13 protein-coding genes are annotated in these 14,803 nt (G+C 43.7%); 4 read left to right on the forward strand and 9 right to left on the reverse strand.

Annotated elements, in window-relative coordinates; translation table 11 throughout:
* Positions 1-289: 289 nt before the first annotated feature.
* On the forward strand, positions 290-682 hold the full coding sequence (locus NG798_RS07585; RefSeq protein ID WP_261221615.1) for a hypothetical protein: 393 nt from the start codon (positions 290-292) through the stop codon (positions 680-682).
* A 191-nt stretch (positions 683-873) separates the two neighbouring features.
* On the opposite strand, the gene NG798_RS07590 is transcribed toward NG798_RS07585, so the two are convergent.
* The 4 genes from NG798_RS07590 to NG798_RS07605 form a co-directional block, all read right to left on the reverse strand.
* Positions 874-2,484 carry a glycosyltransferase family 39 protein gene (locus NG798_RS07590; RefSeq protein WP_261221617.1) on the reverse strand — a complete coding sequence of 537 codons (1,611 nt, stop codon included), beginning with the start codon at positions 2,482-2,484 and terminating at the stop codon, positions 874-876.
* Positions 2,485-2,541: 57 nt separating this feature from the next.
* Positions 2,542-4,716: a protein kinase gene (locus NG798_RS07595; protein WP_261221619.1), complete on the reverse strand. Its 2,175-nt coding sequence runs from the start codon at positions 4,714-4,716 to the stop codon at positions 2,542-2,544.
* Between the two features lie 263 nt (positions 4,717-4,979).
* Positions 4,980-5,828 (reverse strand): transglutaminase family protein, encoded by an 849-nt coding sequence (locus NG798_RS07600; protein WP_261221621.1) that lies wholly within the window; start codon positions 5,826-5,828, stop codon positions 4,980-4,982.
* Between the two features lie 99 nt (positions 5,829-5,927).
* Complete coding sequence (locus NG798_RS07605; protein ID WP_261221623.1) at positions 5,928-6,380, reverse strand: hypothetical protein; 453 nt, start codon at positions 6,378-6,380, stop codon at positions 5,928-5,930.
* A 107-nt stretch (positions 6,381-6,487) separates the two neighbouring features.
* Between NG798_RS07605 and NG798_RS07610 the strand changes: the two genes are divergently transcribed.
* Positions 6,488-6,700, forward strand: coding sequence for a helix-turn-helix transcriptional regulator (locus tag NG798_RS07610; RefSeq protein ID WP_261221624.1), 213 nt, complete (start codon positions 6,488-6,490; stop codon positions 6,698-6,700).
* A gap of 107 nt (positions 6,701-6,807) precedes the next feature.
* Here NG798_RS07610 and NG798_RS07615 read toward each other — a convergent pair whose 3' ends face one another.
* The 3 genes from NG798_RS07615 to NG798_RS07625 all read right to left on the reverse strand — a co-directional run bounded on the left by NG798_RS07615 (position 6,808) and on the right by NG798_RS07625 (position 10,357).
* Complete coding sequence (locus NG798_RS07615; RefSeq protein WP_261221626.1) at positions 6,808-8,346, reverse strand: methyl-accepting chemotaxis protein; 1,539 nt, start codon at positions 8,344-8,346, stop codon at positions 6,808-6,810.
* A gap of 263 nt (positions 8,347-8,609) precedes the next feature.
* Positions 8,610-9,188 (reverse strand): hypothetical protein, encoded by a 579-nt coding sequence (locus NG798_RS07620; protein ID WP_261221627.1) that lies wholly within the window; start codon positions 9,186-9,188, stop codon positions 8,610-8,612.
* A 635-nt stretch (positions 9,189-9,823) separates the two neighbouring features.
* Positions 9,824-10,357, reverse strand: coding sequence for a hypothetical protein (locus NG798_RS07625; RefSeq protein WP_261221629.1), 534 nt, complete (start codon positions 10,355-10,357; stop codon positions 9,824-9,826).
* Positions 10,358-10,533: 176 nt separating this feature from the next.
* Between NG798_RS07625 and NG798_RS07630 the strand changes: the two genes are divergently transcribed.
* Positions 10,534-11,469: a bestrophin family protein gene (locus NG798_RS07630; protein WP_261221630.1), complete on the forward strand. Its 936-nt coding sequence runs from the start codon at positions 10,534-10,536 to the stop codon at positions 11,467-11,469.
* An 87-nt stretch (positions 11,470-11,556) separates the two neighbouring features.
* On the opposite strand, the gene NG798_RS07635 is transcribed toward NG798_RS07630, so the two are convergent.
* Positions 11,557-11,904 carry a DUF4870 domain-containing protein gene (locus tag NG798_RS07635; protein WP_261221632.1) on the reverse strand — a complete coding sequence of 116 codons (348 nt, stop codon included), beginning with the start codon at positions 11,902-11,904 and terminating at the stop codon, positions 11,557-11,559.
* A gap of 226 nt (positions 11,905-12,130) precedes the next feature.
* Here NG798_RS07635 and prfC point away from each other — a divergent pair, with 226 nt between their 5' ends.
* Positions 12,131-13,759, forward strand: coding sequence for a peptide chain release factor 3 (gene prfC / locus NG798_RS07640; protein ID WP_261221634.1), 1,629 nt, complete (start codon positions 12,131-12,133; stop codon positions 13,757-13,759).
* A 52-nt stretch (positions 13,760-13,811) separates the two neighbouring features.
* On the opposite strand, the gene NG798_RS07645 is transcribed toward prfC, so the two are convergent.
* Positions 13,812-14,603, reverse strand: coding sequence for a calcium-binding protein (locus tag NG798_RS07645; protein WP_261221636.1), 792 nt, complete (start codon positions 14,601-14,603; stop codon positions 13,812-13,814).
* Positions 14,604-14,803 lie beyond the last annotated feature (200 nt).

Consider the following 14,803-nt stretch of genomic DNA (forward strand, 5'->3'; position numbering starts at 1 on the left):
ATTAACCCTCTCCCCCCGCTAGGAAGATTTAAATAACGGCAGTAGACTAGAAATAGGTGGAAAACTCCCACAGCGGTATCGGCCTCTGGCACAATGCTAGGGCTTTCAGGATGTTGCGCTGCAAGATAAACCCCCACTAGCGCCAGCAAAAGCTCTCTTTTTAGGGCTGTGTCGGGCAGATAGGCTTTCCGATGCCCAACTTCTCACACCACCGGCTTTTTTCACCGGCCTTTTTCATTAACAACTCCGCCAAAATTTATCATTTTTATTGGGAAAGCGGGATAAACCAATGAACGCTCACATCTTTGACAGCCATTCCGTCAGTTGCCCGATCTGTAACCGTACCAGCACTTTACCAACTCCTCCTGTGCTTGGCGGTCTTTATGCTTGCCCCTATTGCCAAGAACGTTTGGTTATTTCTGCCAGTGGTCATTATGTCCGTGATCCTTTTAATTTCCGCCGCCTAGCGGTGGGACGCACTCTGCGTCAACAAAGCCGACCTCTGGCCAGAGTTTGGCGCGATGTGCGCTTATCAAAACGTCCTTCTCTTATAGCTGTGGTGGCCGGTGTTGTGGCTGCCGGTGTCACTTTTGTTACTCTCTCCGGTTGGACACCCCCCGCCGACACCCCTTTTCAAAAAATATTACAAGAAGTCTCCGAAACCATCGAATCTATAGATTAAAAATGTAGCGACATTCCCCCGGAAAAGTTGATTCGGTAAAATTCGTTTCCACCGCCACTAAAATAAGGCTTTAACCTGTAATGCTCATCAAGCAGTGAGTTAAACTTTTTATTCAAAAATCTCAGGAGTATAAATTTGATATAGCCATACTTTTTGCTGATCTCGTTCTAACCGCAACTTTCTCAAATATACTAATCCCCTGTTACCAATATCCACCCGGCCTTTCTTCCCAATTCTTTCTTCCCATTTATTTTGATGTTCTGCAATGCTTTTTCATCCAATAACAAATACGGTTTATCTTCTTGTTGGGCGTGTTTTTGCAGTTGTTCCAAACTCGCGGCAATTACTCGGCGGTTACTATAAAAATCCAAAGAAGGCCGGTTATATCCAAACGAAGTATAAATAATCTTCCCTGGCGGAGTTGATTTTTTAATAATTTCCGCCACCGGCTTAACGGGATAATTTTCTGCTAATTCCCAGACCCAATGATCACTGATCACAAACAAAGTCAACGACAAATAACAACCCCAAAACAAAACTAAAATAAACTGCGGATCTTGTTGGAAAATTAAAAACGCCACCGCCGTCATTGTCACAGCCACACAAGCCATCACTAACTGGATATCTGGTTCAATAACCGGCCCAAACCCAAAATAAACACATCCCGCCAAACCCACCACCGCCAACAACCCAAACACCCCCACCCACCAGCCAGAATAAATTTTTCCCTTCTGTAACTCTGATACGGGAAAAAACCTGCGATTGACAATCCGCCGGCCCCACATCTCAGCCAAACTCACCCCACAAACCAACGCCAACACCGGATAAACCGGCAACACATACCAAGGTAATTTTGTCTGCATCAACGAGATGACAGTTAAGTACACCCCACCCCAAACAAAAATTAACTTTGCCCAGCCCATCGTCCGATTTTCCCACAATAAGCGCAACCCCATCGGCACAAAAAATAACCAAGGCCAGCCATATTTTAAAAGTTCCAGCAGATAATACCAAACTGGGCCGGTGTTTCCCTCCACCTTTGTCACAATGCGGTTAAACGACTGATTTAATAAATGATTTTTGACAAAAACATCACCATAGTGGAGAATTTGCAACCCATACCAAGCGCAGGCCGGTAACGCCCCCAAAAACAACCCAAACCACAAATATTTTGAACGCAACAAACGCGGCGTATCCCAAAGAATAAAAATCCCTACAATTGTAGACAAAAGTATCGCTAAAATTCCTTTTGTTAAAGCTACTAAACCCAAACCCAAACCAACACCAAAGGCAAAACGTAAATCTCGACGGGAACGTAAAACACACCAAATTGTTAATAGCAAAAAACAATTAATTGCGCCATCCAACATCGCCAACCGGCCATGACGGAGAACCGGCAACAACGTAAGATAAACCAAAGCCGAAAAAATAGCCGGTGTCCGGCGGGGGAAAACCTCACGCGCCACCCCATATAAAAGCGGAACACATAACGCCGATAACATGGCGGGGACAAATCTTGCCGACCACTCACTCACCCCAGCAAAGTGATAAACCACAGCAATCAACGAATGAATTAAGGGAGGCTTATTCAAATAAATTTCGCCATTTTGAGTAGGAAAAAGCCAATTAGAAGAAAGAAAAATATCACGCGCCACCGAGGCAACAATCCCCTCATCCCAATCACGCAAAGGCAAATTATCAAGATCAACACTATATAAAAAAAACGCGCAACCGGTGAGGGCCAAAATCCAGAATTTTTCTAAACGCTTATCATCCCCTTGAGACTTTTCTAAATTAAACATATTTGTTATTTGTTATTAGGGATTTGTTTGGTGATAAAAGATAAAAAAAACAATTTATTACCTTAAAAGCCAAATTTTTATAGTAGTATCTTCACTAGCACTAATCAGAGTTTTGCCATCAGGAGTAATAGCCACTGCGTGAATAGTATCGACATGACCTTTGAGAGTATCCAATAATTGGCCTCCCTCCACATCCCAAAGTTTAACCGTACTGTCTAAACTACCGGCACCCGAAGCCAAAATTTTACCATCAGGGCTAAAAGCCAGCGAATTCACCACATCTGAATGCCCGAAAAAAGTCTGTTCTACCTTGCCGCTGTTTAAATTCCATAAATTAATACTGCCATCCCCACTGCCACTTGCAAGCATATTACCATCAGGGCTAAAAGCCACCGTTTGCACTCGTCGGGACTGGCTTTCCAGAATTTTCAGAGGAGAGCAAACTTGACCGGCATCACAAGAGGAGAGCACATCCCACAACATCAGCTTATTATCTCCACCGGCAGACACCAAAAGACTACTTCCAGGCTGGCGCGTTTCACTCCCCATAACATTCCTAAAAGCAAGCGCCACCACCCCCTCCGAATGTCCTCTCAGAGTAGCCCTTAGTTGATCATTCGCCAGATCCCAAACTTTGATTGTACTGTCTGCGCCTCCAGAAACCAGGGTTTTGCCATCGGGACTAAAAGCAAGCGCCACCACCCAACCACTCTGAGAAGAAAATTGCTTTTTAAGAGTGCCGGTGGCAAGATCCCAAAGTTTAATTGTGCTATCGCCACTGCCTGAAGCAGCCGTTTTGCCATCGGGACTGATCGCAATAGCCCATACCTCATTTGTATGACCTTTCAGCGAGTAAATAACGGTTCCCTGGGCCAAATTCCAGACATTTACATTTTTGTCAACCGAACCGCTAATTAATAATTTGCCATCCGGGCTAATAGCAAGGGCATTGACACCCCATAAATGACCAGCGAGAGTATTGGCGAGGGTAGGCTTTTTCCAGCTATTTCCAGACAAAGTAACTGGGTTATTTGGGAGTGGAAGTTCATTTAAGACTATCGGCGAATTGCGCTCTCGTAAAAACGAGTCCGAAAATTCGCTGCCGGCGGCTGTGAATAAGGCTGTTACCCCACCGGCAAAGAGCAATAGAGTAATAACCCCCATGAGTTTAGAGCGTTTGGGTATCCAGCTTTTGCGGGATTGAGAATTGTGTTTTTGGGAGCGTCTTTTGCGTTTAGAACGAGGTAAACTAGCCAGCGGTGTGTTGACTGCACGAGGCGGGGCTGTGGGCAGATTAGCCGGTGTGTTGTTTTGGGAATATTCAGGAGTATCAATTTCGTGTAAGCGCTGTAAAATTACCCCCGTATTTTGGGGCCGGTTGCCGGGGAAAGGGGCGATTAGGTAATCAATTAAATCGGCAAAACTTGGGGAAATTTGAGGTGCTTTTTCGCGCCAAATTAACTGGCCGGTGCGGGGATTTTCGCTGAAATCGTTGGGATCATGGCCGGTTAATAAAAATACCATTGTCCGTCCCAGGGCAAAAAAATCGGACTGGGGGACGGCTTTTCCGTTGGCTTGTTCTGGGGGAGTATAGCCGGGGGAAACAATGCCGGTGACTTTATGACCTCCACCGCCGACTTTGGCTAGGTAGGTGCCGGTGACTTCGCGGACGCTGCCAAAATCAATTAAAGCTAACTGGCCGGTGGGCCGCAGCATGATATTGGAGGGTTTGATATCGCGGTGAAAATACTGTTCGTGGTGGACTTTATCTAAAATTTCAACGAGTTGTTTTAACCAGGCTTGGGCTTGTTTTTGGCTGAGGGGTTGAGAGGAGCCGGTGTTAATAAACCATTCTTCTAAATTGGAGCCTTCGATTTTTTCCATTACCAAGCAGTGTAGTATAACATTGCTGTTGCGAGGTAAAAAGGTAAAGTAGCCGTCTGGCTCTACTCTGGGGATTCCGGGGTGTTTTAAGCGTTCTAAAACTTTGGCTTCTCTCTCAAAAAGGGCAATGGCTTTTGTGTTGTTTTCGGTGAGAACTTTTAAAACTTTGGTGGTTTTATTGGTGTCTGAAATTTCAAAGGTTTTCCCAAACCCACCTTCTCCCAACAGACGAAGAGCGCGGTAACGCTCTTTTAGCAATAGGGATGAACCGCACTGTCGGCAAATGCGGTTATGAGCGTTTAAGGGATCGCCTGGGTTGGGGCAGTTAGGATTGAGGCAATAACTCACAGAAGCTCTACATGACTAACTTTCTAAGTTAATTTACACGGGTTTTGCTGATTTATCAGCTACCCTAGTACGGAAAGCGGTCTCGCACTGTCACAATCTTACCGAAAAATTGGGTTTAAAGCCCCGTGTTTCGACAAGTTTAGGAACACCTTGGTTAGACGGTAAGAAACTGTTTGCTGTGGGTGATCATAAAAAATTATGGGTTTTGTTTGGAGGAAAAAAAGAATAACGGCGGTTTATTTTTTTTATCTAAGCATTGCTTGCTAACAGGTAGCGATGGCATCGGTAGTTGGCATGAAGGTTTGAGGAGGGGTGGTGTTTTGTTCAGAAACCGGCTCGATAAATACTTTCATTTGCTGCATTTGGACGGAGCCAAAAATGGTTGCAAAGGAGACATCGGTGGCATCGCGCCCTGTACCGATGCGAATGGTAGCGGTTAAGGGTACTAGGCGGGTGGCATCGAATAAATACCACTCATTGTTGAGATAAGCTTCAAAAAAAGCGTGAAAATCGGGGGGGGTTAAGCCATAGGCATAGCCTCCCACGAATCGAGCGGGGATGTTCATGGCTCGGCAAAAGGCGATTCCTAAATGGGCAAAGTCTCGGCAAACACCGGCTCTTTCGATGGCGGTATCGTAGGCGGAGGTTTGGGAGTTGGTGCTGCCGGCAAGATAGGTAACTTTTTCGTAAATCCAGTTACAAATTCCTTGGACTCGGCTATATCCTGGCAGTAAGGTGCCAAATTCGCTGTCTGCTAGTTGAATGAGTTGGTCGGATTGGCAATACCGGCTTGGCAAAACGTAGGGCAATATTTTTAGGGGCAATTCTGCGGGGGGAATTTCGATAATATTGCTGGCTTCTTTGTGCAGGGGAAAGCTTTCAACGGTGGCGCGGTAATTGATTTCGAGTTTGCCGGGGTTGGCGTTGACTCGAAAGTAACGATTTTCTTTGTCTGGCTGACTGCTGTTTGCTTCTATTTCTATTTGGGGGGTGATTTCTAGGGTTTCTTGCTCGATTTTTTGGTGGTTGTTATTGTAGGGGCGAATGTTGAAGATCAGGGTGCTGGGTTGCAAGATGTCGTAGGCGAGCAGGCAACCAAGGTTAAATTTCATACGGGTGCTAAGTTAGAGGGTTAAATTTTATGCTGGCTGATGGGGGCCGGCCCCAACCAGTACCGGAAGATAGAATTGTGGTTAATTTGCCGGTGTTTCTTAGAAATATTCCCGACAAAATTGTTCACGGTTATATTTGTTTTTCAGCCAGTCGGCTTGGGCTTGGGGCATATCTTGGGCGGCGATGATGGCGATTTGTCCCCAGTTGAAGAGTTCTTCGAGGTTGCTTGCTTGTGCAAAAAAGTCGGCGTAAAATTCGGCCCAAAATTTGGGGGCGACTTTACCCCAGCGCCGCCGCCAGTACAGGTAATCTTTGGCGGTGGGAGGAGCGACGTGGGGAATGGGGGGCAAGTCGGCATAGCTGACAAATCGGCTGAGATGTGGGCCAACTACCAGTAAGACTCTTGCCCAGCGTTCGATGCGATCTATGTCTTTGAGTTTCACTCCTAACAGTAGGGCGATTGCTTGTTTGGTGACAAATCGAGTCAGCCGGTGCCAGGGGGTGTAGAGTGGTTGTGTTGTTGGTTTAAATTTTGTTACCATAGTATTCATATTTGATTTATAAGGGGCGAACGCTGGAGGTGTCAAAACCTGTTGTTAGGCGTTCGCCTTTTTGTTGTAAAATTATTAAATATCATTTTTGAAGAGTTGTCAATAGTATGGGTTTAATTCGCTTGAAAATTTATGAATTGGCTTCTGAAAAAGGCTGGACAATGAAGGAAATTTCGGATCGTTCTGGTGTTCCCTACGCCAGTTTGGTTCGCTACGCTAATTCTTCGGGATTGGCTTCAATGGATGTGACTTCTCTGCATAAATTAGCCCGCGTTTTTGATGTGCTGGTGGAAGATATGTATGAAATTGTTAGGGAATAGTTGAAATTTTATAAAATTTGGCTAATTTTTGTTAAAAGTTAGCGGTCATTCAAAATAGGCCGCTGTTAGTCAGGCCCGAAGTTTAAGTTAGATGGGCCTGTTTTTAATTAAAGTATTTCTTTGAGGTAAATCGCGGCTTCGTTTAGTTTTTGAGTGCCGATTTTGGTTTGGCTAATTCCGGTTGCAGTTTCGGCGGCTCCTTGGTTGATGGCGTTCATGGCTTCGACGACTTGCTCAATGGCAATGGCTTGCTGTTTGGCGGTTAGGGAGATTTGTTGGCAGCTTTCGACTACTTTGTTTATGCCGGAAAGGGAGACTTGTTGGTTATTTAAAATGATGTCGTTTATGGCTTGAGCAACGGTGATAAAGTTTTCGGAGGTTTGCCGGGAGAGTTTGATGCTTTCTTCGGCTTTGTTGACTCCTTCAGATGTGACGTTGACGGTTAAGTTAATGCCCATTTTTATTTGCTCGATGATCAAGTTGATTTTTTCAGCGGATTGTTTGCTTTGATCGGCTAATTTACGAATTTCTGTGGCGACGATGCCGAAGCCTTTGCCATGTTCTCCTGCTCTCACTGCTTCGACGGCGGCGTTTAGAGCTAACATATTTGTTTGATTGGCAACGTTGCTTACTAAGTCGGTGATGCTGTTAATTTGATTGGCTTGTTGGTTGAGGTGGTTAATATGTTGGGCTATTGCTTCTACTTTGTCTTTTAAAACGATAATTTGTTCCATTGTTTGGGCGACAAATTGGGTGCCGGTTTGAGCTTGGTTTAATACTTGGTGGGCGCCGGTGGTGGAAGATTCGGCTAATTTTAATAGTTGACGGGCGTTTTCAGCGGAAACTTCGGCTTGTTCGGCTGCGTGGCGAGAGGAAGCGCCTAACTCATCCATTGTGGTTGTGGTTTCGTGTACTGATGAGGCTTGCTGGCTGGAGTTGCGTTCTTGTTCTTCGACGGTGGCGGCGATTTGGGTGGAGGAACTGGCAATGGTGCCGATGGCAGAGTTAATGATATTGCTAATTCCTGAAGAAATAAGGAAGGCGATGATAATAGAAAGGCTTATGAGTAGGAATGAGCCGATCCAAAGCGCTGTGAGTAAAAACCGCAATGCTTGATTGGCTTGGAGGGTTTTATCGGCTATGATTTCGCGTTGATTTTTTTCAAAATCTCTGTTTAGTTGCTCGAATTCTTGGACAAATTTTGTAGCTTGACCAGTTTTAAATATGTTGACGGCTTTTTCTGTTTGACCGGCATCCATTAGTTGGATAATTTCTCGCGCATATTCCTCATAGTTGTCAATCAGAGAGACCATTTTTCTAAATCGGTCTAATTGTTCAGTGTTACGAATTAAATTTTCGCCGACACTAGCTCTTTGTCTAAGAGTTTTGATGCTTTCTTGATAGTCGCGTTTAAAGTCTGGATTTCTGGAGATTAGATAGCCCCGCACGTTTCCTATCATCACTTGGGCTAAGTAGGAAATGTTATTTGTTTCAACGAGAACTTTTTGGACTCTTTCGACTTCTTCAAAGGTATCAAACACTTGAGTTGCCGTTGAGTAAACTAAGCCGGCCACCCCAAGATAGACGCAAATCGGCGCGGCATAACCGAATAACATTCTGTTTTTTAACGATACTTTACGCTTCATATTATTGCTCCTTTTTTTATCACCATTATACCAAGGCTTTTGAGGTGTTGTTTTTAAAGATTTGTGTGTTTTATTAAAGTGTATGTTGCTCAATGAGGCAAAAACTCAGCAAAAATAAACCCCTCATAGTTGCGAAAATTATCATAAAAATCCTGGGCGGGGAGGTATTTTTATTGAACTAAGAACCGGCTTTCTCAAAAATCAAAAACCCAAGCCAAAAATAAAAACCCCCAACCGTAAGGGGCAAAGTTAAATCGGGAGTTTTACCAGTGATATTTCCGCACGATGTCTTGGGGTGCAGTTGGGTTTTCAGGTTCTCTGATCGGCAGGGTTCTAATCAGGGTAGGATCTGGAGGCGATTGATATTCGTCAAGTTCAGTTGATCTGACGCTGAGGCTGTTTTGTGATGGCATTTTAGTTTGTTCGGTAAGTTTTTCCATTTGGCTATTTAGTGATGTGATGGACTGTTCTAAACCGCTGCATTTTTGTTGTAAGTTTAAGAGGCTGCTGGTGAGACTTTCTAAGTCTTGGTTGGCTTGAATTTTTTGGGCTTGTTCGTTAAGTTGGGCGATATCGGTTTTTAGCTCAAAAACTCGCTCATTCACTATACTATTTATGCTGGATAGTTTTTGGTCAAGGTGGGTGACGGCGGCGGTGAGGCTGGTTCTGGTTAGGTTTTCTGTGCGCTGCCGGTTAAATAAATTGAGCGTTAATGACAGCGATAAGGGAACCGCAGCATAGATGACTTGTTGGGATGCCAAAGAGGCTACAGAACCTATCAAAGAGCCGGAAATTGATAAGTATTCAGCGATTTGCAGCCAGTCGAGGTTATTTGTTTTCATGGTATGGGGTCACAAAACCGTTTTGTTGATCTCAAAATTGCTACCTTTGCATTTCAATGTACCTGAAAATGGCAAATTTTCCCCTGATCTTGATACTGCTCAGAAATTGTCAGTGCCGGTCTAGTATAGCGGTCATTTTTTCCCTTGGGGTGGCTTTTTTTTCGCTAGTTCGGTCGTATATTGGATGCACCGGCTCATCTACCGTTTGGCAAAAATAGGCCAGTTTCCCCGCGTTTTTAAACCCATGCTATCATTTTTTCCGCCAACGTTGCCTCTGGGGAGATTTTGGGAATTTTAGGATTATCTTAAAATCCCTGTTTTGGCTATGGATCGATGTTTTTTTTATGGGCTAAATTTCGGTATAGTTTGCTTTTTTGGATGGGTGTTATCTGCGGATTTTTTGGCTGTTTATTACCAATTTCAGCACTAAAATTTTCGTAAGTATTTTTTCCTGGGTGATGGGGCTGGATTATCTGTAACCTAAATATAATATCGGGCATTATAAGTTTGGTTTTGCGCTGGATTGTTGGCAGGGATTTTTTGAGAATTATGGGCCGGTGCATTGGTTAACACCGGCCCCATTTTATCGACTGGTTAAGGGGTATTTCAACTCGCGCTGGTGGAAAAATTTACCCTTATTGTAAATCCAGCCTTTGGGCATTTCCAAAGGGCTTAAATCGGCTGATAAAGTTTTGGAATTTGGGAATTTTATCACCATTTAAGTTTAACACCGGCAAGTACACTACTTTTTTGTCAGCAGCGGCTCCATATCCATAGGTAATCACGGTTTTTTCGGGGGTGCCGGTGCCGTAAGCAAAGGTAATATCTCGTACCAGTTTACAATCCATGAAAAATTTACCCATGTTTATTTTGCCATTGCCGGCGAAATAATGCCATTCTACGCTGTTCCACCCATCTCTACAGTAGCCGTTGGCAACTTCAAACATTTTGGCAAGATGGACATCATACATCCTTAATCTGCCGCCATAGGCGCGACGGGTTGTATCTTGCTCTGGAACGATTATAATTGCTCTGGCTGCACCGGCTTTTTGTGGGTTTACAAAGCGAATAGATGTGATCGGGACTTCAGTACCGGCATTGCTTTGTGCGGGAAAAATGCCGGCTACCAGGAGGGTACCGGCTGCAATACTCAAGATTTTTTTCAGCATAGGTTTTTTGGAATTTTTGATTCTTTTTCCTACAGGAGGATGGCCGGTTTTTCCTCAAATCAATTATGGAGTTTTGTTAAGATTTTGGCTGTTGAGTTTGATTATTTAATTTGAGGGCTTTTTAGGTTAATATTTTGTTGGGTAATTTTGGTTTGGAGTCCGATAGATAGGGTTCTATGATCGCTGAAAAACAAGTTTGGTTTAAGTTGGCTTTGCAGGTGCAAGGCTCGGTAGTTGTTGCGATTATTCCTCGCGTTTTATTCTGTACGGGTTTTGGGGTGTTGATTTCGGTTTTATACGCTCTAAAGTTGCCGGTGTCTTGGCCGAGTATTTTGATTCCTGTTTTATCTTTAGTTTTGGGTTTATTGCTAGTTTTTCGCACAAATACGGCTTATGATCGCTTCTGGGAAGGGCGAAAATGTTGGGGAGTTTTAATTATTAATGTCCGCAATTTAGCTCGTCAAATTTGGTGTTTTGTGGATGAGCGTAAACCGGAACATCGAGAGGAAAAACAAGCGGCTTTGCGTCTTTTGGCGGCGTTTGCTGTGGCGATGAAATTACATCTGCGAGGAGAGCCAATCAACAGCGAAGTTGAGGAGTTAATTTCGCATTCGCGCTATATTAAATTGCAAGGAATGGCTAACCCGCCGCTGGAAATTGCTTTTTGGATTGCCGATTTTTTTAAACAGCAACAGCAAAAAAATTGCCTTGATAGTTATCAAAGTATGGCGATGAATCAGCACTTAAATAGTATGGTTGAAGCCTTGAGCGGCTGTGAGCGGATTTTACGAACTCCTATCCCTTTAGCCTATGCAATTCACCTTAAACAATTACTCTTAATTTATTGTTTGGGGTTGCCGTTTCAAATGGTGAAAGATTTAACTTGGTGGACGGCGCCGGTGGTGGCTGTTTTGAGTTTTGCCTTATTTGGAATTGAAGAGATAGGCATCGAAATTGAAAACCCTTTTGGCTACGACAAAAATGATTTGCCCCTTGATGGAATTTGCGCCACCATCCGCCAGAATATTGAAGATTTAATGACGCTTTCTCCCACTAAGCTAGAGGCGACACGACGAGATTTAGAGGTGCCGTTGATTCCTACTTTGGAATAACCAAACAGTGCAAACAATGTATGCAAAAAACCCGGTTTCTTTTAAAAAAGCCGGGTTTTAAAAACGCCATGCGAAAGGCTATAAAAACTAGATAATACGGAAGATAAACGGGTAACGGTAGGGTTTGTCAGGATTACCAAAGATTTGCAATAAAGCCAACACCGGCAATACCCAATGGAACAGAAAGAAAGGAATCATTAAAAGCCCCGCCAAAGGAATACCAATGATCGAAAACCATAGACCCCCAATAATAAGTTCATAGAGCCAGATATTTAGGTGAAAATTTAAAGACTCTTTGGCATTATCTTTAACTACCGTATCGTCTGATACCAGCATAATTGCCAGGGGAACACCGATAAATACCCACAAAGCACCAAAAAAGATGGAACCGTGCGATAAAGCAGATAAAAGTTTACGTTTGTCTGAATCGTACATACTAAAAGCGCCCTCAGTGGCTTAGAATTTTCTTTAATTGTATTTTAGCGTCGCCTAAGAGCGCTGGTGAAAGGTGAGATCCGGGGGGAATATCCCTACCTTTGGGCCATTTACTTGTGTTAATCTTGATTTCGAGAACAGAAAATAACGTGAAAAACTCATAAAAAAATCTAAGCGTTAAAATTTTTGTTAAGATTTAATATTTGAGCCTCCCTTAATAGAGTGTATGTCAACCGAACTGCAAACAGAAATTCAAAGCGCTGTCGAGCGATGCCGTAATTTTGCGATTATTTCTCACCCGGACGCCGGAAAAACAACCTTAACAGAAAAACTGTTACTTTATGGGGGAGCTATTCACGAGGCCGGTTCAGTCAAAGCACGCAGAGCACAGCGTCACGCCACATCTGACTGGATGGCGATGGAACAACAGCGGGGAATTTCAATTACTTCGACGGTGTTGCAGTTTGAATATGGCGGTAAACAAGTTAATTTATTGGATACCCCCGGACACCAAGATTTTAGCGAAGATACATATCGCACTTTGGCTGCTGCTGATAATGCGGTGATGTTAGAAGATGCGGCGAAAGGTTTGGAACCACAAACTCGCAAATTATTTGAAGTTTGTCGAATGCGAGCGATCCCAATTTTTACCTTTTTTAATAAAATGGATCGCCCCGGACGGGAACCTTTAGACTTACTTGATGAAATTGAAAAAGAACTGGGTTTAGAAACTTATGCGGTCAATTGGCCGATAGGAATGGGCGACCGGTTTAAAGGTGTTTATGACCGGCACACAAAACAAATACACTTGTTTGAACGCATGGCGCACGGTTCCAAAGAAGCGCGAGATACTGTCATTAATTTGGGTGATCCGCGTCTCGAAGAATTGCTGGAACCAGACCTTTATTACAAGTTTAAAGATGAGTTGGAATTGCTGGAAGAAGTAGGCTCAGAACTTGATTTAGACAAAATCCATTCTGGGAAAATGACGCCGGTGTTTTTTGGCAGTGCAATGACGAATTTCGGGGTAAAATTATTCCTTGATTCGTTTTTGGAATATGGTCTTAAACCAGGTGCCCGCAAAAGTACCGCCGGCGCAATTGAACCAACTTATCCACAATTTAGCGGCTTTGTGTTTAAGTTGCAAGCAAATATGGACCCGAAACACCGCGACCGTATCGCCTTTGTGCGGGTGTGCACCGGCAAGTTTGAAAAAGACATGAGTGTAAGTCATGCACGCACCGGCAAAACAATTCGCTTATCCCGTCCCCAAAAACTTTTTGCTCAAGAACGTGAGTCTATTGAAGAAGCATATCCAGGGGATGTAATTGGCTTAAATAACCCCGGAATGTTTGCCATAGGCGATACAATTTACACCGGCCAAAAACTCGAATACGAAGGCATTCCCTGTTTTTCTCCCGAACTTTTTGCCTATTTAAAAAATCCTAACCCTTCTAAATTTAAGCAATTCCGTAAAGGTGTTTTGGAATTGCGCGAAGAAGGTGCAGTGCAGATTATGTATTCGGTGGATGAATCAAAACGTGACCCGATTTTAGCCGCTGTTGGTCAACTGCAATTTGAGGTCGTCCAGTTTCGGATGCAAAGTGAATATGGCGTAGAAACCTACTTAGAATTACTGCCTTATTCTGTTGCTCGTTGGGTGGCCGGTGGTTGGGAAGCCTTGGAAAAAGTAGGCCGGTTATTTAATACTGTGACGGTAAAAGATAGTTGGGGCCGGCCTGTTTTATTGTTTAAAAATGACTGGAATTTACATCAAGTCGAAGGCGATCACCCAGAGTTGAAATTAAATGCTTCAGCGCCGGTGGTTTCAGGACAGCAACCTGAACCTTTGTAGCACCAAAAACCTAACCCCCCATCCAGCTAGAGATGGGGGTAAGACGTTTAATTTAAGCAAGCACCGGCGGCGTCACTAAACCGCGAGTTGCGCCGGCAAAAATAGCCGTTGCTTGCGGTTCAAAAATAAAGTCTTCGGCATCTAAAAAATCCGATGAAACGGATAAAACAACAGCCACATAACCGCCAACTGTTCGGATCGCTGCATCAAGGACACCATCGCTATCTACATCAACATCTTCGAGAGCAAAATCTGTAAACCCGTTAATTCCCGGTAAGAGAATTTTATCGTCTTCTTCCCATAAAAAATCAACGATTTGATCCGCTGCTAGTACGTTGAAAACAGCATTACTTAAAACTTGGCCGGTTAAAGGATCGGTAACACTATCTGTACGGACAATAAAGTTATCATTTCCCTCACCGCCAATCAAAACATCAAAACCTAACTCACCGATGAGTAAATCTGAACCCTCACCACCGTTGAGAAAATCATCACCTCGTCCACCTCGGACAATATCATTACCGGCATCCCCAAACAGAAAATCATCGTCGAGATTTCCGTGTAAAAAATCATTACCATCGTCACCATTTAGGCCGTCCTCACCCCGGCCACCCATCAAAAAATCATCACCGCCAGAGGCAAAAATGTTATCATTGCCCATATTACCATTTACTTGATCAATATCAACCGTGCCCTCAATGAAATCATCCCCATCTAATGCCACGACAAGACGCCGATTTGCTTGAGGAAAAAAGCTGAGTTTAAACGGATTTGAAGGCAGTCCATCGGCATTAGCAGAAAGAAAAAAAGCCGCCCCATCACTTGATACTATATAATCTGCCATTTTTGTTAACTCCTATTCTTTAATCGAGACTGAGTAGGCCGGTGAATACAGATCAGGGTTTTGAAACGACTCACCGTTTTTGTCTGGAACTTATCGACAATGAGATAAAGAGCAAGCCGAAATTTTTTCGGAAAGCTTGATAAGAGTGCCAGACAGTAAAAGGGTAATTTATGTTAATCCAATTTGCCCTGATTACATTT

Source organism: Ancylothrix sp. D3o (genome assembly GCF_025370775.1).
Classification (GTDB): Bacteria; Cyanobacteriota; Cyanobacteriia; order Cyanobacteriales; family Oscillatoriaceae; genus Ancylothrix.